This is a genomic window from Sphaerisporangium sp. NPDC049457, assembly GCF_055586705.1.
Map to the genome: position 1 here is coordinate 260,992 of NZ_JBVJHR010000013.1, position 20,967 is coordinate 281,958.

At 73.3% G+C, this 20,967-nt stretch carries 17 protein-coding genes; 9 read left to right on the top strand and 8 right to left on the bottom strand.

All coding sequences use genetic code 11. The annotated features are described in order from the left end of the window. Positions 1–162 precede the first annotated feature (162 nt). From ACZ6QO_RS21940 to ACZ6QO_RS21955, 4 genes are all read left to right on the top strand, one after another. Positions 163–3,339 (top strand): CHAT domain-containing protein, encoded by a 3,177-nt coding sequence (locus ACZ6QO_RS21940; RefSeq protein ID WP_465853300.1) that lies wholly within the window; start codon positions 163–165, stop codon positions 3,337–3,339. Next, positions 3,333–3,746, top strand: coding sequence for a hypothetical protein (locus ACZ6QO_RS21945; RefSeq protein ID WP_465853302.1), 414 nt, complete (start codon positions 3,333–3,335; stop codon positions 3,744–3,746). The genes ACZ6QO_RS21940 and ACZ6QO_RS21945 overlap by 7 nt, the downstream gene beginning before the upstream one ends. Then, the gene (locus ACZ6QO_RS21950; RefSeq protein ID WP_465853303.1) at positions 3,743–4,663 is read left to right on the top strand and encodes a hypothetical protein; all 921 of its coding nucleotides are present in this window, start codon (positions 3,743–3,745) and stop codon (positions 4,661–4,663) included. The genes ACZ6QO_RS21945 and ACZ6QO_RS21950 overlap by 4 nt, the downstream gene beginning before the upstream one ends. A gap of 186 nt (positions 4,664–4,849) precedes the next feature. Beyond that, entirely contained in the window at positions 4,850–5,431 is a 582-nt protein-coding gene (locus tag ACZ6QO_RS21955; RefSeq protein WP_465853305.1) for a DUF2087 domain-containing protein, read from the top strand. 65 nt (positions 5,432–5,496) lie between these two features. On the opposite strand, the gene ACZ6QO_RS21960 is transcribed toward ACZ6QO_RS21955, so the two are convergent. From ACZ6QO_RS21960 to ACZ6QO_RS21970, 3 genes are all read right to left on the bottom strand, one after another. After that, positions 5,497–7,020 carry a purine-cytosine permease family protein gene (locus ACZ6QO_RS21960; protein ID WP_465853306.1) on the bottom strand — a complete coding sequence of 508 codons (1,524 nt, stop codon included), beginning with the start codon at positions 7,018–7,020 and terminating at the stop codon, positions 5,497–5,499. 110 nt (positions 7,021–7,130) lie between these two features. Beyond that, positions 7,131–8,042, bottom strand: coding sequence for a DUF72 domain-containing protein (locus ACZ6QO_RS21965; RefSeq protein WP_465853308.1), 912 nt, complete (start codon positions 8,040–8,042; stop codon positions 7,131–7,133). Between the two features lie 154 nt (positions 8,043–8,196). After that, positions 8,197–9,516: an NAD(P)/FAD-dependent oxidoreductase gene (locus ACZ6QO_RS21970; protein ID WP_465853310.1), complete on the bottom strand. Its 1,320-nt coding sequence runs from the start codon at positions 9,514–9,516 to the stop codon at positions 8,197–8,199. 388 nt (positions 9,517–9,904) lie between these two features. On the opposite strand from ACZ6QO_RS21970, the gene ACZ6QO_RS21975 reads away from it, so the two are divergent. The 4 genes from ACZ6QO_RS21975 to ACZ6QO_RS21990 all read left to right on the top strand — a co-directional run bounded on the left by ACZ6QO_RS21975 (position 9,905) and on the right by ACZ6QO_RS21990 (position 14,025). Further along, entirely contained in the window at positions 9,905–10,744 is an 840-nt protein-coding gene (locus tag ACZ6QO_RS21975; RefSeq protein ID WP_465853312.1) for an aldo/keto reductase, read from the top strand. Between the two features lie 234 nt (positions 10,745–10,978). Next, on the top strand, positions 10,979–12,289 hold the full coding sequence (locus ACZ6QO_RS21980) for an ABC transporter substrate-binding protein (RefSeq protein ID WP_465853313.1): 1,311 nt from the start codon (positions 10,979–10,981) through the stop codon (positions 12,287–12,289). 46 nt (positions 12,290–12,335) lie between these two features. Beyond that, positions 12,336–13,211: a carbohydrate ABC transporter permease gene (locus tag ACZ6QO_RS21985; RefSeq protein ID WP_465853315.1), complete on the top strand. Its 876-nt coding sequence runs from the start codon at positions 12,336–12,338 to the stop codon at positions 13,209–13,211. Beyond that, positions 13,201–14,025, top strand: coding sequence for a carbohydrate ABC transporter permease (locus ACZ6QO_RS21990; protein WP_465853317.1), 825 nt, complete (start codon positions 13,201–13,203; stop codon positions 14,023–14,025). The genes ACZ6QO_RS21985 and ACZ6QO_RS21990 overlap by 11 nt, the downstream gene beginning before the upstream one ends. Before the next feature lie 70 nt (positions 14,026–14,095). Here the strand turns inward: ACZ6QO_RS21990 and ACZ6QO_RS21995 are convergent, their stop codons facing one another. The 4 genes from ACZ6QO_RS21995 to ACZ6QO_RS22010 all read right to left on the bottom strand — a co-directional run bounded on the left by ACZ6QO_RS21995 (position 14,096) and on the right by ACZ6QO_RS22010 (position 18,886). Next, entirely contained in the window at positions 14,096–15,997 is a 1,902-nt protein-coding gene (locus ACZ6QO_RS21995) for an NBR1-Ig-like domain-containing protein (protein WP_465853318.1), read from the bottom strand. Between the two features lie 190 nt (positions 15,998–16,187). Further along, positions 16,188–16,721, bottom strand: a complete 534-nt coding sequence (locus ACZ6QO_RS22000) for a hypothetical protein (protein WP_465853320.1) — start codon at positions 16,719–16,721, stop codon at positions 16,188–16,190. Positions 16,722–16,833: 112 nt separating this feature from the next. Beyond that, complete coding sequence (locus ACZ6QO_RS22005) at positions 16,834–17,811, bottom strand: helix-turn-helix transcriptional regulator (RefSeq protein WP_465853322.1); 978 nt, start codon at positions 17,809–17,811, stop codon at positions 16,834–16,836. A gap of 217 nt (positions 17,812–18,028) precedes the next feature. After that, positions 18,029–18,886: an SDR family oxidoreductase gene (locus ACZ6QO_RS22010; RefSeq protein ID WP_465853324.1), complete on the bottom strand. Its 858-nt coding sequence runs from the start codon at positions 18,884–18,886 to the stop codon at positions 18,029–18,031. 116 nt (positions 18,887–19,002) lie between these two features. On the opposite strand from ACZ6QO_RS22010, the gene ACZ6QO_RS22015 reads away from it, so the two are divergent. After that, on the top strand, positions 19,003–19,410 hold the full coding sequence (locus ACZ6QO_RS22015; protein ID WP_465853326.1) for a winged helix-turn-helix transcriptional regulator: 408 nt from the start codon (positions 19,003–19,005) through the stop codon (positions 19,408–19,410). A 148-nt stretch (positions 19,411–19,558) separates the two neighbouring features. On the opposite strand, the gene ACZ6QO_RS22020 is transcribed toward ACZ6QO_RS22015, so the two are convergent. Then, positions 19,559–20,617, bottom strand: coding sequence for a cellulose binding domain-containing protein (locus tag ACZ6QO_RS22020; RefSeq protein WP_465853328.1), 1,059 nt, complete (start codon positions 20,615–20,617; stop codon positions 19,559–19,561). Positions 20,618–20,967: the final 350 nt, after the last annotated feature.

Consider the following 20,967-nt stretch of genomic DNA (forward strand, 5'->3'; position numbering starts at 1 on the left):
AGAGACCGGCGACCTTTGCCCCACCCCCCCCCCTCTTCAGCTCTCCCCACAAAGCCGCAACAAGACAAACAGCAGACCCCCCCCCTCCCCCCCCCCCCCCCCCCCCCCCCCCCCCCCCCCAGGCGGGCGCGGTCATCGCCGCGCTGCGCGGGAGGTGACGGGGTGAACGCCGCCGAGTACCACAAGGCGTTCAACGGCGAGATGGCCCGGGTGACCGCAGCCCAGCCCCTCCTCGGCGAAGAGCGCAGGCAGGAGGCCGCGCGGGCGTACGCCGACCTGCTGCCGGACATCACCCGCGCCCACGAGGCCGAACGCCGCTACGACGACGACGCCGACCCGAGCGGCCTGGACGAGTCGATGTGGGCCTACCAGCGGGCCGCCGGCCGGCCGTCGTGGGCGGCGCTGGCCCCCGAGCGCCGCGGCGACCTCGCCGCCCGGCAGAGCAAGGTGGCCCGCGAGCGCTACGAGACCCGCGGCGACCCGGCCGACCTGGACCTGGCCGTCTCCCTGGCCCGCGAGGCGGTCGCCGCCGGCCGCGAGGCGGCCCGGCACGCCGGCGCCGAGCGCGACGTCGAGCGGATCCTTTCTGCGATGACGTCGGCCATGGGGCTGCCGGCGGTGCCGCCCGAGGTCACCGCCGAGGTCACCGGCGCGCGCCAGGGCGCCGCGCGGGTCCTCCCGGACGCTCCGGCCTGCCTCGGCTCGCACCTCACCGCCGCGTTCGACCGGGAGCGCGACCGCGCCATCGGCGACGAGGCCGTCCAGGCGCTGCTGGAGGCCCGCGCGCTGACCGGCGGCGGAGACCTCGCCGCCCGCGTGCGCCGTAGGCTCGCCGAGACGCTGCTGATGCGCTTCAAGATCTACGGGGACCCCGCGGACGCCGACGGCATGGTCGCGGCCGCCCGCGACGGCCTGGTCCCCGAAGGGCACCCCGACCGGGCCGAGGCACGGGACTGCCTCGGCGCCGTCCTGTTCAGCAGGTCAGAACTCCCCGGCCACGAGGACGACCTGGACGAGGCCGTCGAGGCCTTTGAGGAGGCGGTACGGCTGCGCCCGCACGACCCGTGGTCGAAGACCAACCTCGGCGCGGCGCTGGGCAGGCGCTTCAGGCGCGCCGGACGGCTCGGCGACGCCGAGCGAAGCGCAGAGCTGCACCGGGCCGCGCTCGCGCTCATCCCCGCGGGCGCGCCCGACCGGGTGCGCGTCGAGCAGAACCTTCAGGCGACCAGCACCGAACTGGCGGCGGCCGGGGCCCCGGCCGGCGATGACGAGAACGAGGGCGATGACCAGATCGAGGCGGCCCGCCGGACGCTGGCCGCGACCCCCGCGGGGGCTCGGGCCCGCCCCGCGCGGCTGGGCGGGCTCGCCGGGCGGCTCACCGAGGCCTTCGAGGACGACCTGGACCTCCAGCGGCTGGAGGAGGCGATCGGGCTGTGGCGCGAGGCCGTCGCCACGTGCGCCGCCGGGTCGCTCGACCGGCCCTCCCTGCTCCACGGCCTCGGCCGGTCCCTGATGCTGCGCTACTGCCTGCTGGGCGGGCGCGACGACCTGGACGCGGCGGTGGAGGCCCTGCGCCGGGCGGCCGGGGACGCCTCGGCGGAGGAGCGGGCGGAGTACCTGCTCGACCTGGCCGCGGCCCTGTCCCTGCGCGCGGCGCGGGCGGACGACGCCGACACGCAGGACGACATGGTGTCGGAGACCTTCGCCGAGGCCGCCCGGGCGGCCGAGTCCGGCAGGCCCGGCACCGGGGTCCGCGTGTGCCGCACATGGGGAGACTGGGCGGCCGAACGTGGACGCCTGCGCGAGGCCGCCGACGCCATGGCCGCCGCCCTGCGCGCCGACGAGCGGCTGCACCGCGCCCAGGCGGCCAGGGCCCACCGCGAGATGGCCATCGACGTCATCGGCCCGCTCTACATCGACGCCGCCGTCAGCATGGCCCGCGCGGGGGACGCCGAGGCCGCGCTCGTCGCCCTGGAACGCGGCCGGGGGCGGATGCTCGCCGAGGCGCTGGACCGGGACCGGGACCAGCTGGACGCGCTGGAGCACGCAGGGCGAGGCGACCTGGCCGCGGCGTTCCGCCGGGCGGGCGCGCGGCTCGCCGCCCTCGACCGCGACACCACCGAAGGAGACGCGCGGGCCGAACGGGAGGCGGCCGAGGAGGAGCTCCAGCGCGTCGCGGCGGAGGTGCGCCGCGTCCCCGGCCACGCCCTCTTCCTGACCCCCGCCCAGATCGAGGAGGTCAGGGCGGTGGCCCGCGACACGCCGCTCGCCTACGTCGCCGCCGGCGCGCACGGCGGCGTGGCGGTGACGGCGGACCGGACCGGCGCCGTCACCGCCCGCATGCTGGACGGCGTGGACGGCCAGGTCCTGGTGCCGCTGCTCGCGGAGTACCTCTCCGCGCAGGAGGACAGGGACGCCGACCCGGACCGCTGGCGGCGGGCGCTGGCCCGCGCGACGGAGTGGCTCGGCGAGAAGGTGTGGGGGCCGGTGCGCGCGGCGCTCCCCGGGGCGTCGTCCGTCGGGGTCGTCCCCTGCGGGCTGCTGGCCTTCCTGCCCGTGCACGCCGCGCGGATCGGCGGCCGCCACGCCATCGACGACTGCGCGGTCACCGTCGTGCCGAGCGCCCGCATCCTCACCGCGTGCCGGGACCTGGCCCGCCGCCTGGAGGTGCGGTCCCTGCTCACCGTGGACGTCGCCGACCGGCCGGGCGAGGCGCCGCTCCCGCACGCCGGACGGGAGGCCGCCGCCGTGCTCGGGCGCTTCGGCGCCGGGCGGCGGCTCACGGCGGGCGAGGCGACCGCCGGGGCCGTCCTGGCCGCCCTGCCGGGACACCAGGTGCTGCACTTCGCCTGCCACGGCCGCGACGACCCGCGCCGGCCGCTGGACAGCGCCCTGCTGCTGACCGGCGCGGAGACGATCCGGGTGAGCGACCTGATGGACCGCCGGGACCTGGCCGCGCGGCTGGCCGTGCTGTCGGCCTGCCGCACCGCGGGCACGGCCGTCGCCCGCCCCGACGAGCTGGTCGGACTGCCCGGCGCCCTCCTGCAGGCGGGCGTGGCCGGGGTCATCGGCACGCTCTGGGCGATCACCGACATCAGCGGTATGCTCCTCGTCCGCCGCTTCTTCGACGAGTGGACACCCGGCGGAGACCCCGCGCGAGCGCTCCGGGCGGCACAACTGTGGATGCGCGACGCCGACAACGGCGCGAAGTTCGCCGCCTACCCCGACGTCGAGGCGCTCACCCCGCCCGGCGACCCTGCCCTGCGGGCGGCCTGGGAACGCGGGCGCCCGCACGCGGATCCGCAGCACTGGGCCGCCTTCTGTTATCTGGGATGGTGACGATGCAACCCGACCCCGGCACGGTCATGGAGATCGGCAGGTTCGTCCGGCCCCACCTGCCCTCCCTGCTGGCCGGCCAGCCGGAGGAGGCGTGGTCGGCGCTCGACGCCGAGGTGGCCGACGCGCTGCGGCGCTCGGCGGCGCAGGAGGTGTGGGCCGCGCTGGTGCGGCACCCGGCCACCGCCGAATGGGTGGCCGGCTTCCTGCGCGAGGGGGTCCCGCCCGAGACGGCCCCCGTCACCCGGGGGCCGGGCGGCTGGCCGGGGAAGGGCGCGGTCGTGGCGGCGCCCCGTTTCGACTGCCCGGAAGGCGACTGCTCGTGGTTCCGCCGTTCGCCGTCGCGGCCCGTGCCGATCTGCCGCACCCATGGATTGCGCCTGGTCCCCTCCGCGGCGTCCGCGCCGTGATCGCCGGCTTCTGGTCCGGCCTGAGCGGGCGCCTGGCCGATCGTACGGCGGCGGCCATCTTCAGCCCGGCCTTCGCGTTCTGGGTGGCCGGTCTGCTCGCGTGGCACCTTTCCGCCCCAGGGCGGCTCGCCGCCTCCGCGGCGGAGGCGGCGCGGCTGCCCGAGGTGACGTCGCTGGGCGCGGTCGTGCTGCTCCTGCTGGTCGTGGCGGCCTCCGGCGTCCTGGCCGAGCAGCTGGCCCCCGCGGCGCTGCGACTGCTCCAGGGCCACTGGCCCAGGCCACTGGCCCCCCTCGCGGGGCGGCTCGCGCGCCGGCACCGCGACCGCCAGGAGCGGCTGGAGGAGCGCTGGCAGGAGCTCTACGCCCGGATCGCGGCGGAGACGGCGATCCCCGGGGAGGAGGACGAGCTGCTCGACGTGGAGCAGCGTCTGGCGGCGATGCCCGCGCGCCCGGACCTGCTGCTGCCGACCCGCCTTGGCAACCTGCTGCGCGCGGCCGAGACCGGGGTGCACGACAAGTACGGCATGGACGCGGTGCGCTGCTGGCCGGCGCTGTGGCTGCTGCTGCCGGAGTTCACCCGCACCGAGGTGGCCGGCGCCCGCAAGGCGCTCGACGCCGTCGCGGTGTGGTGGATCTGGTCGGTGCTGCTGGCGGCGTGGACCGCGCTCACCCCCTGGGCGCTGCCGGTCGCCGCCGTGGCCGCCGCCTCGTCGTACGCGGCCCTGCTCGGCGCGGCGGCGCGGTACGGGGAACTGGTGGACGCCGCCTTCACCCTGCACCGCGGGCTGCTGTACGAGGCCGTCGGCAGGCCGGTCCCCGGCTCACCGGACGCGGAGGTGGCCGGTGGCAGGGCCCTGACCGCGGCGCTGTGGCGGGCCCCCCCCAGCGCGGCTCCGCCGCCCCCGCCACCGTCCTGAACGGCCGCGTCCTGAGGCCCGTCCTGAGCCGCGTGCCCGCCGACTTCAGCGCCCGCCGGCCGTCCTGAGCGCCGCTCGCCGCGCCGTCCGGCCGATCGACCCTCCTACCAGTGCGAGGATCGATCCAGTGGCCGTGTCCGTGCGAACGGGCCCGGAAGGCCGCGTGTCGTCGATCGGCTGGAGACAATGAGCGAGGAAGACATCGAGGAAATCGGGGAAATCGGGGAAGACACGGCAATCGCCGAAACCGGGGAGATAGAGGAGGAGGTCAGGCGCGTCCTCGGCCTGCTGTATCAGGACGACACCCTGCGGGTGCTGTCCGCCCTGGTCCTGCACGGGAAGACCGACGGATGCGGGCTCGACCCGGACGCCGTGCGCCGCGCGCTCCAACGGCTGGAGCGCGGCGGCCTGGCCGTCCGCGAGGGCGGCGCCTGGCGGGTGCGGCGCGAGCGGTTCCGCGAACTGCTGCACGCCACCGCCAGGCCGCCCGCCGCCCCGGTCTCCGCCGAGGAGCGGGCCGTGCGCACCTTCCTGGTCGAGGGACGCCTGCGGGCGATCCCGTCGCGGCGCGAGAAGCGCCTGGCGGTGCTGAACTACGTCGTCCGGGCGTTCGAGCCCGGCGTCCGCTACCCCGAGAAGGACGTGGACGTGGTGCTGCGCGCCTTCCACGACGACTACCCCGCGCTGCGGCGGTACCTGGTGGACGAGGGCCTGCTCAGCAGGGAGCGCAACGTGTACTGGCGCAGCGGCGGCTTCGTGGAGACCTGAGCGGCCGGGGCCGCGGTTCCCCGGCCGGAGCCGTGCCGCCGCCGTTCACCGGTGGCCGCCGCCGCTCACGGGCGGACGTCGGCGGGGGCGGCGCCCGGGCCGGCGGAGGGCAGCCGCTCCTGGCCGCGCACCCGGGCGCGGCCGGCGAGCAGCGTCACCACGAAGCCGAGCAGCAGCGCCACAAGCACGCCCAGGTTGGCGAAGGCCCACGAGCCGGACGTGCCGCCGAGCCCGAGCGGGCCGAGCAGGTAGCCCTGCCAGCCGAGCCAGGCCGCCGAGGTGTTGGTGACCAGGCCCCACCCGATGGCCGTGCCGGCGAGCACGACCGTGACCGGCGTCCACCGCACGTCCCCGTAGCGGCCCGACGTGCGGTACAGGTCGGCCTCGTCGTAGTCGCGGCGGCGCAGCGCCACATCGGCCAGCATGACGCCGCACCACGCCGCGATCGGCACGCCGAGCGTCGTCAGGAATCCGATGAACTGGCCGAGGAACGTGCCGCCGAAGAAGACGATGTACACCGTCCCCGCCACCATGAGCACGCCGTCGAACAGGGCGGCGACGTAGCGGGGCGCGCGCAGGCCGGCGGCCAGCAACGCCAGCCCCGACGAGTAGATGTCCAGCACCGCCCCGCCGACCAGGCCGAGGACGGCCACCGCGGCGAAGGGGATGAGGAACCAGGTGGGCAGCACGGTGGTCAGCGCCCCGATCGGGTCGGCGGCGATGGCCTCGTTGAGCCCCTTGGACGACCCGGCCAGCAGCAGGCCGAAGACCAGCAGCACCACCGGCGCCAGCGACGCACCGAACGTCGTCCAGCCGACCACGCCCGCCCCGGAGGACCGGCGGGGCAGGTAGCGGGAGTAGTCGGCCGCCGCGTTGACCCACCCGAGGCCGAACCCGGTCATCATGAACACCAGCGCGCCGATGAACGACTGCGCCGGGCCCGCGGGGATGGCGGCGACCGCGTCCCAGTGGACGTGCCCGGCGACCAGGAAGATGTACACCACCGTCAGCACGCCGGTCACGACCGTGATGACCGTCTGCATGCGCATGATCAGATCGAACCCCATGACGCCGCCGGTGACGATCAGCAGGGTCACGACGATCAGGGCGGCGACCTTCGTGGAGGTGCCGCCGCCCCAGCCGAGCCGGTCGAAGACGGTCGCGGTGGCCAGCGTGGCCAGGGCGGTGAGCACCGTCTCCCAGCCGACGGTCAGCATCCACGAGATCGCCGACGGCAGCCTGTTGCCCCGCACCCCGAACGCGGCCCGGCTCAGCACCATGGTGGGCGCCGACCCGCGCTTGCCCGCCAGCGCCACGAAGCCGCACAGCAGGAACGAGAACAGGATGCCGATCAGCCCCGCGGCGATCGCCTGCCAGAAGGAGACGCCGAAGCCGAGGGCGAAGGAGCCGTAGCTGAGCCCGAGGATCGACACGTTGGCCCCGAACCACGGCCAGAACAGCTGCCGGGGCCGCCCCTTGCGCTCGGCGTCCCCGATGACGTCGAGGCCGTGCGTCTCGATCTTGAGCGCGCCGCCGCCGCTCGCGCCGTCGTACGGCCCGTCGGGGTGTTCGCGTCGTCCGTCCATCATGAGTGCCACCTGCCTTGATCGCCCGGGGAACGTACGGCTCCGGCTCCGCGCCGTCAAGGGCAACCACGCCGGCCCGCCGGATCATCCGCCGCCCGGAGCGCCGGCCGGGTTCACCAGGGCGGGGGAGGGGCGGCGCCGAGCAGGGAGGACAGGCGGGCGGCGTTGCGCTGGGCGTTGTCGGCGCAGCAGTTGTTCATCAGCACGTGGACGGAGCGGGCGCGGCACGCCAGGTCGGCGATCTCCACGGCCCACTTCCGCAGCTCCTCCTCCGAGTACAGGTAGGCGAACCGCTCCTCGATGTTCTTGCTGAGCCACTTGCCGGAGTGGCCGTGGAAGCGGACCACGGCCAGGTCGGCGGTCGCGGCCATCACGGGCGGCACGGAGGAGGGGTGCCCCTGCGGCATGTCCACCGCCACGTACGGAATGCGATGCTCGGCCAGGAAGCCGAGGGTCTGCTCGCGGCGCTCCTCGGTCATCCACCCGGCGTTGCGGAACTCCACGCTGGCGCGCATGGGCCGGCAGCGCTCCACGCAACGCAGCACGTACCGCATGGCGCGCTCGCCGGGGGCCAGCCACGGCGGGAACTGCAGCAGGACGGCGCCGAGCTTCCCCGCCTCGTGCAGCGGCGCGAGCGCGCTCAGGAAGCGGTCCCAGACCTCATCGGCGATGTCCGGCCCCACGTCGCGCAGGTACACGGTCTCCTTGGCGGTCCCGAGCCGCTCGCGCAGGTCCTTGTACAGCGACCTCGTCCGGGTGGGGTGCCCGGTGAGCAGCGAGAACGCCTTGACGTCGAAGGTGAAGCCGCGCGGTGTCCGGTCGCGCCACGCTTCGGCGGTGCGCAGCGAGGGCGGGTTGTAGTAGGTGGCGTCCACCTCGACGAGCGGGAACCGCGAGGCGTAGTAGGCGAGCCGCGCGGCCGGGGTGGCGGCGTCCTTCGGATACCAGCCGGAGTCGAGCAGGCTCCGGTCGGTCCACGACGCCGTGCCCACCAGGACGCCGGATCGTAGATCATCATCGGCCATCTCGCCCCTCTACCACCACCGCCCCCGCCAAACACCGCGCAGGTGGGGCCGCGCCCGGCGTGCGCGCCGGCCCGCGAGGCGGCCCGCGGGGCGCGCTGCCGTTCGCGGACGCCGCGCCCGGCACGGGGCCGTAGGAGGCGGCCCGCGGCGGCGGTCAGCCGTCCTGGCCGTCGTGGCCGTGCGGGCGTTCGGGGGTGGAGGAGTCGAGCGGGACCGCCGAGCCGCGCACGAGGTCGAGCTGGACGGTCTGCCGGGGCAGCACCGCGTCCAGCAGCCAGTTGCCCGCGATGCGGGTGCGCCCGCCCGGCACCGACAGCAGGTGGTACCCGCGTGTCACCGCCTTGGCCGCCAGGCCGGACAGCGGCACGCCGAGCGGGTTGGCGGCCGCCTTGGCCCCGCCCAGGTCCACCACGAACCCCAGGTCGCTGTGCCGATAGGGACGGCGCTCGCGGCGGCCGTAGGAGGCGGCGATGTTGTCGGCGGCGCGCCTGCCCTGACGGCTCGCGTGCTGGGCGGTCATGGCCGTGAACTCGCCCGGGCGGGTGAGGTCCGGCACCGCCGCCGCGTCGCCGCAGGCGAAGATCTCCGGGTGGCCGGGCACCGACAGGTACTCGTCCACCACGAGCCGGCCCCGCTCGGCCGGCAGGCCGAGCGACTCGATCAGCGGGTCGGGACGGACGCCGACGCACCAGATGAGCGATTGGGTCGGCACGAACTCCCCGTCGGACAGCTTGACGCCCTCGGCGGTCGCCTCGGACACGGTGACGCCCGGGCGGATCTCGACGCCCCGGTCGGCGAGCGTGCGGTGCGCCGTGCGCGACAGGCGCTCGTCCAGCTCGGGCAGGATGCGGGGAGCCTTGTCGACCAGCAGCCAGCGGACGGGCTGGTCGCCGAGCCCGGCGCGACGGCGTTTCGCGTCCATCGTGAGCAGCTGGCCCTGCGCCGCCACCTCGGTGCCGGTGTAGCCGGCGCCCACCACGACGAACGTGCAGCGCGCCTCCCTCTCCTTGAGGTCGTCGCTCCCGTCGGCCAGCTCGATCTGGCGGATGAGGTGGTCGCGGAGGTACAGCGCCTCGGCGATGCTGCGGAAGCCGTGGGCGTGCTCGGCCACTCCGGGAACGGGCAGCAGCTTGTTGACGCTGCCGACCGCGATGAGCAGCCGGTCGTAGTGCAGGTCCCTGCGGCCGCCGTCGGCGTCGGTGCACTCCACCCGGCGTTCGCCGACGTCCACCCGGTCGACGGCGGCCAGCAGGTGGCGCACGCCCGGGCAGTTGCCCGACAGGGGGATGGCGACCTTGCGGGGGTCGAGGATGCCGGCCGCCACCTCGGGGAGCAGGGGAAGGTAGAGGAAGTAATCGGTCGGGTTGACCATGACGATCTCTATCGCGCCTTTGGCGAGGTGGGCGAGGCGGCGTGCCGCGGTGAATCCCGCGAACCCCGCGCCGGCGATGACGACGCGCTGACGGTCGGCCATGGCGGGTCCTTTCGGGTAGGAGGAGTGAGGAGTGAGATGCCCGTTCCAGGTACCCGCCCGCCCGGCCGGGAACCGCGCGGGGACCCGATCGCGCGGCGGATCGCGTTCGGGGCCTGGTCAGGGTCCGGGACGGGACTGAGGCGGGGGGCGAGGTCGAGTCGGGTCCAGGTCGGATCGGGGTTCGGATCGGATCGGGTCGAGGTCGAGGTCGAGGTCGGGTCGCGGTCCAGGTCGGGGCGGGGTCGAGGTCGGGGCGGGGGTGATGGGCGGGCGGTGGAATACACCCGGCGTCCGGGGAATTGCACCTGTGCACCGCCGGTCCGCTGATCAGTGGTCCCGGCTCACCGATCCACTATGCGCGCACGAGCGTCGCCGAGGAGTTCCGCACATGGCCGTACCCGCCGCTCCCACCGTCAAGCTGGTCAACGGCGCCTCGATCCCGGCGATCGGGCTCGGCACCTACCCGATGACCGACCGCGAGGCCGAGGTCGTCGTGGCCGACGCCATCCAGGCCGGCTACCGGTTGTTCGACACCGCCTACGCCTACGGCAACGAGACGGGGGTGGGCCGGGGGCTGCGCGCCGGCGGGGTGCCGCGCGAAGAGCTGTTCGTGACCACCAAGCTGAACGGGGAGTGGCACGGCTACGAGGCGGCGCAGGAGGCGTTCCAGGCGAGCGCCGACCGCCTGGGCGTGGACTACGTCGACCTCTACCTGATCCACTGGCCGCTTCCCCGGCAGGACCGCTATGTCGACGCGTGGAAGGGGCTGGTGAAGCTCCTGCGGGACGGGCGGGTCCGCGCCATCGGCGTCTCGAACTTCAAGCCCGCCCACATCGACCGGATCCTGGCCGAGACCGGGGTGGTGCCCGACGTCAACCAGATCCAGCTCAACCCGGGCGTGACCCGCGAAGCCGCCCGCGCGTACCACGCGGCCCACGGCATCGTCACGCAGTCGTGGAGCCCGCTCGGCGGCCAGGGCGCCGGGGTGCTGCGCGAGCAGGTCGTCACCGGCCTCGCCGAGCGGTACGGCAAGACGCCCGCCCAGATCGTGCTGCGCTGGCACCTGGAACTCGGCCTGATCACCGTGCCGAAGTCCGCCACCCCCGAGCGGGTCAGGGCCAACATCGATGTGTTCGACTTCGCCCTCACGGCCGAGGAGGTGGCGTCGATCAGCGCCCTGGACAAGGGCGAGGCCGCCGCGGCCGACTCCGACGCCTTCGGCCACTGACCGGCCGGCGTCTCCCTCGCGGCGTCTCCCGCGCGGCGGCGCCCGGGCGCGGGGTGAGCGGCGTGATAGGCGGCGATCTCCGGGGTACAGGGATGATCGTGAGGGTCTCTACAATCAGGGTTTACCTACCTATGAAGTAGGTCGTCATGATCTCCGGCCGGAACCGCCCGGCGCGCCGGCCGGCCGCACGCCGCACTCCCCAGGGAGCGTCCGAGAGCGACAGGACGGAACACGATGATCAGGAAGAGAGTCGCCGCAGGCGCCATCGCGTCAGGTCTCATGCTCGCCGCCGCGGCCTGCGGCGGCGCCGGCGCGCCGGGCGGATCGGGCGCATCGGGTGGTCCAGGCGGTTCGAGTGCCGCGGGCGGCACGTTCACCTACTGGACGAGCGGCTGGCAGCCCGACCAGATCGCCGAGGTCGACGCGGCGTTCGACAAGGCCCACCCTGGCATGCACGCCAAGGGGCAGTACATCGCCAGCTCCGACCAGTACCTCCCCAAGGTCATCGCCGCGCTCAAGAACGGCACCCACCCCACGGTGCTGCTCACGCAGAACCCCTCCGACCTGCCGATCGTCAACCAGAGCGGCAAGCTCATCCCGCTGGACGGCAAGCTGGCCGCCGAGACCGGCGCGCTGTACCCGGGGATCAGGGAGTCGCTGTTCCACAAGGGCCACCAGCTCGGCATGGCGATCGCCGGCGTGGGCGACATCGTGCTGTTCTACAACAAGAAGGCCTTCGCCGCCGCCGGCATCGACAAGCCGCCCGCGACGTGGGCCGAGCTGGCCGCCGACGCCAAGAAGCTGTCGGACCCGGCCAAGAACAAGTACGGCTTCTACGTGCCGCTCGGCGAGGCCGAGTGGATCACCTTCGCCTGGGCGCCGATGCTGTACGCCGAAGGCGGGTCCTTCCTCGACGCCGGCGGCACCGCCACCGCCTTCAACAGCCCCGCCGGCGTCAAGGCCCTGACGACCTGGGTCGACCTCGTCAAGAGCGGGTCGGCGCCGAGCACCGGCTACGCGCAGGCCGGCAGCTTCGACGGCGCCCCGGCGTTCGCCAGCGGCACCGTCGCCATGATCGTGAACGGGCAGTGGGCGGTGCCGACGTTCGAGAAGGCGGGCATCGACTTCGGCGTCGCGCCGATGCCCGCCGGCGCGGCCGGCACCGCCACCAGCCTCGGCATCGGCGTGGCGGCGCTGCTGAAGACCGACGCGGCCGCCGAGAAGGCCGGCCTTGAGTTCCTGAAGTTCCTCGCCACGCCCGAGCAGGGCGCCTACCTGGCGGTCAAGAGCGGCGGCCTGCCCTCCGACCCCGCCCAGCTGGAGCAGCCGGCGCTGAAGAGGCACATCGCAGGGAACCCCACCTACCCGGTGTTCGCCGAGGCGGAGAAGACCGGCAAGGTGCGCCCGATCACCCCCGCCTACAACGCGATCTCCCAGAGCCTCTGGACCGAGATCAACGCGGCGCTGAAAGGCCGGAAGACCCCGGCGGAGGCGCTGGCCAAGGCGGCGCGGGACGGAGACGCGGCCCTGAGGAAACTCGGCTGATGCGGCACGGGGCCGCGCCCGGCACGGCGCCGGGTGAGGCGACCTGATGCGGCGCCGCCGCCGCACCTGGGTGCTGGCGTACGCGTTCGTGGCGCCCACCGTGCTGCTGACCGTGCTGTTCTCCCTGGTGCCCCTCGCCATGCTGCTGTGGCGCAGCCTGTACACCGGCGGGGTCTTCGACTTCGAACCCCGCTTCGCCGGCCTGGACAACTACGCCCAGATGCTCGGCGAGGGCGGCGCCCACGCGCTCGGCGTCACCGGCGTGTACACCGCCGGCTTCGTCGTGCTGACGATGGGCGCCGGCCTGGTGCTGGCGCTGCTGCTCAACTCCCGGGCGCCGGGGGTGGCGCGGCTGCGGGCGCCGTTCGTCATCCCGCTCGTGGTCCCCGTCGTCGCCACCGCCCTGATCTGGGCGAACATGTTCGCGCCGCAGTTCGGGCTGATCAACCGGCTGCTCAGCGCGCTCCGCCTGCCGCAGGCGGACTTCCTGTCGTCCCCCGGGCTCGCGCTGGCCGCCGTGCTGACGTTCGGCGCGTGGCAGTTCTTCGGCCAGAACGTCATCCTCTACGTGGCGGCCCTGAAGTCGGTGCCCCGGGACGTGCTGGACGCGGCCAGTGTGGACGGCGCGGGGGCCTGGCGCCGCTTCGCGCACGTCCAGTGGCCGATCATGCGCAGGCACACCCTGCTGATCTGGGTGGTCACCACGCTCACCGGCCTGCAGACCTTCACCCAGATCTACGTGCTCACCCAGGGCGGCCCGGACGGCGCCACCCAGACGGCGCTGTACTACGTCTACAACGAGGGGTTCGTGCAGTTCGACACCGGACGCGCGAACGCGATGGGCGTCGCGCTGTTCCTGATCTCCCTGCTGGTCACGGTCGTGCAGATCTGGCTGCTCGGGCGGGTGGACCGTGCCCGCTAGCCTGATCGCGCGCCGCGCGGTGGTCTACGCGCTGCTCGGCCTGGCGGTGCTCGTCGTGGCGTTCCCGCTGGTCTGGATGGCCGTGAGCGCGCTGAAGACCGACGCCGAGATCGTCAACCCGGCCGCGCCGCTGTGGCCGGCCGACCCGCAGTGGTCCAACATCGCCCGCGCTCTGACGCAGGCCCCCTTCGGCTGGTGGTACCTCAACACCGCGATCTTCGGCGTGGCCGCCACCGCGGGACAGCTCGCCAGCGGGCTGCTCGCCGGCTACGCCTTCGCCATGCTCGACTTCCCGGGCAGGCGGACGCTGTTCCTGGTCGCGCTGAGCGGGCTGATGGTGCCGTTCAGCGCGATCATCGTCCCTCTGTCGCAGCTCCTCGGCGACCTCGGCTGGCTGAACACCTATCAGGGGCTCATCGTGCCGAACATCGCCTCGGCGCTGGGCGCCTTCCTGTTCCGCCAGTTCTTCCTCGGCACGCCGCGCGAGCTCGGGGAGGCCGCCCGCATCGACGGCGCCTCCGAGCTGCGCGTGTTCCTCAGCGTGTACGCCCCGCTGGCCAGGCCGGTCGTCGCGGCCCTGGCCATCATCCTGTTCCTGCAGAACTGGAACAACTTCCTGTTCCCGCTGATCGTGGTGAACACCACCGAGATGGCCGTCCTGTCGCAGGGCCTGTCGGTGTTCCAGAGCCAGTTCACCACCCAGTACAACCTGATCATGGCGGCCTCGCTCATCACCATCGTCCCCGTCCTGCTGGTCGCCGTCGCGGCTCAGCGCCACATCATCGAGGGCATCACCCTCGGCGCCCTCGACTGAGGCGCGCATGGGCGGGCGGGCCGAGCCTCCGGGCGGGTGGCGCCCGCACGGGCCCGGCGCCGTCGCCCGCTCAGCGGCGGTGCCGCAGCATGCGGATCAACCGGTCCGGCACCGGGCGTGTCCGGTGCAGGTCAGGACCCGTGTCCGTGCGCACGCGGATCCGGATCGTCCTGCGGTCGTCGGGGAAGCAGGGCACCATGTCGCCGTACACCATGACGAAGTTGACGTCGGCGACCCCGGGCAGCGTCGCCCCACGCACCGGGACGAACACCGAGCAGCCGGCGCCCGGTTCGGTGTCGGGCACGGTGAGCACCGCCGGGGTCAGCGGCAGCACCGAGGTGACCCCCGCTCCGAGCCGCCACAGCAGGCGCCCCCGCCACGGAACGCGGCCGGTGTTGACCAGCCGCACCTCGACCATGGTGATCCGCCGTCCCTGCAGCCGCACGTCCGCGGGCTCGCCGCCCCGGCCCCATGCCCAGTCGTCGTCCTCCCGCGCCTTGGAGGGCGCCGGCGCCTCGACGCCTGCGGCGAGGCGCCGGGCGAGCTCGGGCAGGCCGGGGTACAGGTCGAAGCGCGGTTCGCCGCCGAGCGGCTCGTACCAGCGCTCCGGCGGGTCGGCGGTCATCTGGCGCACCATGTCGTGGAAGTACCGGGCGCGTTGCCCGGCGTCGCGCCGGGTGGAGGGGGCGACCGTGTCGCCGATGGCCGGCAGCGCGGCCGCCAGCCGTGCGGCGTGCTCGGGCGCGCGGGCGGCGAGCTCGACGGCGAGCAGGTGCCAGTCGGCCAGGGCGGGTCTCCTCGTCCCCCGCTCGGCGTGGCTGATGTCCTGGGCGGCGACGGCCGCCGTCTTCCGCGCCGCGAGGACGCCGGCCAGGTCCTGCTGCGTCAGGCTCGCGGCCAGGCGCGCCTCCCGCAGCAGGGCGCCGAGCGGCGGGCCGCCCATCGGAGTCCCGGGGGCGGCGCCGTCGCGCACGTCCGCGCCGGCGTCGCCGGGCCACCACGCGCGAAGGTCCGTGGGCGGCACCACGATCGTGGCGACGAGCCCCACGAGAGTCGTCGGATGGCAGAAGACGCCGGTCGGCCAGCCGGTCTTGAAGCAGACGCGGTAGGTGCCGGGCCGCCGGGGCGCCCGGATCGGGACGCGGATCGTCGTGAGCTCACCCGGAGCGGTGGCGGGCACCGGCACGAACGCGGGAGCGTGCAGCCCTGCCGGTCCGCCAGGCCCGACGCGGTACAGCAGCCGGTCCTCCCAGGGCACCTCGCCGGTGTTGCGCAGGGGCCAGCTGGCGACGAGGACCTCTCCGGGGCCGGCGAGAGAGCCGTCGACGAAGGCGTTCACCTCGTTGACGAACGAGGAGCGGTCGCGCACGCCTTCGAGGGGGGACCACTCGGCACGGGGCGCGGTCCAGCCGGGGGCCAGCGCCCTCAGCCGCCGCTCGTGCCCGTCGAGGACGGCCGCGGCCTGCCCCGTGGCGTCGTCGAACCCCTCGCGGAGCGAGCGCGCCACGTCGTCGCGGTCGCCGGGGAAGGGCAGCGGGCCGGCCGTGGCGGGGGGAATGCGCGCGTGCGCGGTGGCCAGCCAGTTCGCCCAGTGGTACAGATCCACGAGATATCCGTCCGACCCGAAAGCGGTGTCGTACGCCTCGACAAGCCAGAACGGAATTCTATTCGGATGCACGTTCTCGCGCCGCCCCCAAGGCGCCTCCCATTTGACGCTGTCCGATCGGGCGGTATTGCCGCGTTCGTAGTCGGAGAGTCTCTTGGCGGTCAGCGGGGATTCGCCCGGACGGGCGCCGGACGTCCGATGCGGCGCCGTGCCGCCGAGGATTCTCGCCGCCTCCCGCAGTTCCGCCACCCCGGCGGCCAGCCGCTGCATTCGCATTTCGTGCCCGAGTTCCTGCATCGGGTGCCGGGGCGGGTCCAGCCGCGCCCGGGGGCGTCCCGCCGGGCGTTTCCGCCGGTTCTTCATCATGCGACTCCCTCCGGATTCGCGTTTGCGCGGAAAAATATCGTGGATGTTTCCTGATGGCATGAGAAACAGCGCAGAAAAACACGCCGAAGGGCTGGCCGGCATGGCGATCGGGGTGGTGGCCGGCCCTTCGCTGCCCGCGGGCTGGCAGTCCGTCCTCACGGTGGCGCTCCTGCTCGGCGGCACCGTCCACCTACTGATGTGGGTATGTCTGGCCGTCGTGCGCGCGGTCCGGGAGAACGGGATCGCGCCCCGCCGGCCCGGCCGCCCGCGCGACCGCCCGTAGGGCCCTGCGCCGCTGGCGCAGCAGGGTGGTGGGATTCTTCGGCATGCCGGTGGCCCGGTAGAAGGCGTTGGTGAGGGCGACGGCCACCGGCATCATCCCCAGAGCGGACACCTGCGCGATCGCGATCTCGTCGGCCCAGGAGCCGATCCGGCTGGCGCGGCCGCCCGCCAGGCCGTCGACGCGGAAGACCATGCGACCGGCGGACGAGGTCATGTACCAGACCAGCGAACCGTCGGGCATGACCGAGATGGGGGGCGGGCCCGCCCGCCGCTGCAGCCAGTTGCCGCAGGAGCTCGCGGCGATGGCGGCGGTCTCCCGCGGCGGGAGCGCGGCCTCCATCCATCGGGGGGACGCCGCGACGCCCGCGCGATACTTCATCCAGGCGAAGAACGCGGCGTAGAAAGCCACCAAAGCGAGAAGGAACCACAACAGGCCGCTCAACGATGCCCCTTCGGGAGTGATATCGGAATGCTTCGCCGATCGATCCCGAAGGTACAGAGCGGTCATGACGGACGTCTGTCGTCCGCGAGGTTGAAATGCGGGTCGAGTTCGCCTACAACCGCTCGGGCGGCCGGCGGAGCCGCCCGAGTATGTCCGCGCGGCGTCCGACGCCGAACTTCTTCATCACGTTGTGGACGTGGGTCTTGACCGTCGCCCGGGAAATGGACATCCGGGCCGCCATCTCGTCGTTGCGCAAACCGTCGATGAGCATCCTGGCCACCTCCCGTTCGCGCGAGGTGAGCGACGCGGGGAACAGCAGGGCGTCGTTTCCTGGGCGGATGAGCAATGCCATCGTCTCGGTCTCGACGCGCTCGCAGACGTCGCGGAGTTCCCGGATGCGCCCGCCCCATTCGGCGGGTTCTCCGGGGGGAGCCTTCTCCATCAGTTCCATCGCGGTCCTGAGCCGCCGCAGTTTCTCGCAGACCTCTTCGACGAGCCGTACGGCGAAATCGTCCTCCGACTCCAGGGCCGGCTCCAGTTCGGCGAACAGGCCGGCGTCCTCGCTCTCGTGCGCGAGAGCCCTGGACACCCACCGCGAGGTCCACTCGAACGCCCGGACGTGCTCGGAGGTGTAGGACCGGGGCCGGTAGGACTGCATGGAGGCGATGCCCAGCAGGGCCGCGTCCGCGGACGCCATCAGCGGCACCGTGACGGCGTCCGCGGACAGGCGGGAGGTCTGGCCGAAGGAGACGCCCCGGTTGAGCAGCGCGCCTCCATCGCTGGAGTAGGTGTAGGTGCGGCGGTGCGTTCGCATCCACGCCGGCGGTGATTCATCCCCGTATGTGTGCAACTCGGGATGCACATACTCCTGTTGATCGTAATTGTACGGATAAATGATGGTTCGCCCGAATTTGTAAATCCCGACATAGAAGGCATCGACCTGGCAGATCTTCGCCATGGTCGTCCGCCAGTAGGCGAAGAGCTCGTGATGCCCCAGGTCGCCGCGGGTGCGGATCTTGCGTGCCGCGTCCCGCAGGATCTCGACCGTGGCCGGGGAGAATGCCCCTCCGGTGGCCGCCTTGTCCGTCACTCGCGATCCTTACGCCGATCACCATGACATCGCGCGTCGACGGCGCGACGAAATCGAGAAAAGACCGGTACAAGGTAATCACGTGCCGCGCGGAAGGCGCTGCCGATGCGTCGAAATCCGGCCGGTCGGAGTGCGGATCTCCTCCGGTCGGCCGGACTTCGTCAGGTGCCGGCGCCGCGCGGCGACGCCCCGGGCTCGGCGGTGCCCGGTGCCCGCGTCACCTCCCGTTCAGGATGGCGGTCACCGAGTCGCGCAGAGAAGTGGTGGGACGCCCGATGAGCTTGCTCAGGTGGCCCGGGGTGTCCTCGAGCTCGCCCTGGGCGATGGAGACGTCGAACCCGGCGAGCACGGCGGCGACCTCCGCGGGCAGGCCGGCGTCGGCAAGGAGCCGCTCGTAGGCCTCGGCCGGCAGGTCCTGGTAGGTCACGGGCTTGCCGGCGACCGCGGAGACCTCCGCCGCGAGCTCGGGCATGCTCCACGCGACGTCCCCGGACAGCTCGTAGATCTTGTTCTCGTGCCCGTCCCCGGTCAGCGCGGCGACCGCGGCGGCGGCGTAGTCGTCCCGGGTGGCGCTCGCGATGCGGCCCTCCCCGGTGCTGCCGAAGATCGCGCCGTGCTCGGCGCCCTGCGCGATGGCCGTCGCGTAGTTCTCGATGTACCACCCGTTGCGCAGGAAGGTGTACGGCAGGCCGGAGGCGGCGATGTGCTCCTCGGTGGCCTTGTGCTCGGGCGCGACCGAGACGGTCGCGGTGTCGGCGTGCAGCACGCTGGTGTAGGCGATGCGCGCGACCCCGGCCGCGGCGGCGGCGTCCACGACGGCGGTGTGCTGCGGCAGGCGGCTCCCCACCACGTTCGAGGAGATGAGCAACACGACGTCGCCCGCCCCGAAGGCGTCCTTCAGCGTCTCGGGCCGGTCGTAGTCGGCCTCCCGCACCAGCACGCCGCGCGCGGCGAGGTCGGCGGCATTGGCGGGGTTGCGCACGGCCGCCACGATCTGGTCGGCTGGAACGTGTTCCAGCAGACCTTCCACGACGAGACGTCCGAGCTGTCCGGTGGCGGCGGTTACGACGATCATGTTTGTGCTCCTCGGTTCACTGCTTGTCGCTGTAGGTTAGTACTAACTTTTGGAAAGTACCACCCTCTGTGCCGCACTGTGACGCGCGCAGTGCGGTGACGGCGTAAGCTGCGGCCATGGACGAGGAGGCCACCATCCGGAACGAGGAGCACGGGCGGCTCATCTTCGACGTCTTGGCCCGCGGCTGCCCCTCAAGGGAGACGCTGGAGCACCTCACCGGTCGCTGGGGCGTGCTGGCGTTGATCGCGCTCGTCGAGGGCACCTACCGCTTCAACGCCCTGCGGCGCAGAGTCGACGGCGTGAGCGAGAAGATGCTCGCCCAGACACTGCAGGCCCTCGAACGTGACGGCATGATCCACCGTGCCGCGCAGCACACCATCCCGCCGCGCGTCGAATACAGCCTCACGCCCCTCGGCCGAGAGGCGGCCCGCCGCCTGCTCGGCCTGATCGAATGGCTGGAAGCCGAGATGCCGCGGATCATGGAGGCCCACGACCGGTACGACCAGGCCAAGAACCCCATCTGACCCCGCCGGACCTTCGGCCCCGGCCACGGCGAACGGATCGTGCGTCCCCTGCTTCCGAGCGCCACGACACGCCCTGCCTCTTGTCCGCCTCGCCAGGGTGTGCGAGGTGCTGGACCGCCGGCCGGGCGACCTCCCGCGCTCGTAAGGGTCAAGCGAGCGCGCAGGCGGCGCCGTTAAGGGTGAAGGCCGCCGGCTCGGGGTTCGTGCCGGTGAGGGAGCCGTTGAACCCGATCTGGATCGACTGGCCGGGCTGGATGACGCCGTTCCACGCGAGGTTGGTAGCCGAGACGTTCGCGCCGTCCTGGCTCCACACGGCCGACCAGCCCGTGGTGACCTTCTGGCCGCCGCCGGGGAAGGTGAACCGGAGGTTCCACCCGTTGATCGGGGCGGTGCCCGTGTTGGTGATCGTGCTGGTGGCGGTGAAGCCGCCGCTCCACGTGGTGGCCGCGTAGGCCACCCTGCAGGGGGTCGGAGTGGGAGTCGGCGTGAATGTCGGGGTCGGCGTCGGGGTCGGCCAACCCTGTTGGGCCGTAGCGGTGAGCAGCGTCGAGGGGTGGCTGATGTTGTCCGCCGCGTCCAGGGCGACCACGAAGTAGGTGTACTGCCGGCCGCTCACCAGTCCGGTGTCGATGAAGAGCGTCGAGGTCGTCGAGCCCGCCCTGACGTACCCGGTCGAGGTCTGGCGGTAGACGTCGTAGCGGGTGACCGCCACATTGTCGGTGGAGGCCGTCCAGCACATCGGTACCGCGTTCACGAAGTCGTAGCCGCAGACCCGCGGGTCGGCCGGGCTGCTCGGCCGCGTGGTGTCGGGTGCGGGAGTCGGCGTGGGCGTGGGCGTGGGGTGGTAACCGGTGACGGCGGTGCCGGTGAACGGGGCCGACGGCTGACTGATGTTCCCGGCGGCGTCCCTGGCGACGATGTAGAAGGTGTAGTCGACGCCGTACACCAGACCGGTCGCCATGTAGAAGGTGCCGGTCGAGCCGCCCGACCTGACGAAACCCGTGGGGGTGAGGAGGTAGATGTCGTAGCCGGTCACAGCGACGTCGTCGGTGGAGGCGGTCCAGCAGATGCCGACCATGGCGGGCCCGCCCGCAGGGGCGGGGGGCGGGCAGTAGCGCAGCGTTCCGGGCTTGGACGGCGGCGTGGTGTCGGCGCCCGGATCGCCGCTGGGCGAGGGGGAGGCGGCGGCCGCGCCGGCGACCCGCACGGATCCGGCTGCCTGAGTCGTTCCGGCTGCGTGAGCGGCTCCGGCCGCTTGAGCCGTTTCGGCGGTCTGTGTCCGATGCCCGGCAGGGGAGGCCAGAAGCGCGTGGGCGGGGGCGGCCACACCGCCGGTGGCCAGCGCGACCAAAAGGGCTGCCCAGCGTCCGAGTGTCCGGAATCTCATTCGCGCCACTGCCTTCGTCATGCTGCGGGTAGGTGCCCCATTGGGCGGGTCCGCGGCAATTGTGGGCCCTGAGGAGGTGCGACCCAAGTTCGATGCCCACCGGCCGGATATCGACCGACGTCAGAGGCTGGACCTGGTGCAACTTTCAGCATCGCCCGGCTGTGTGCGGC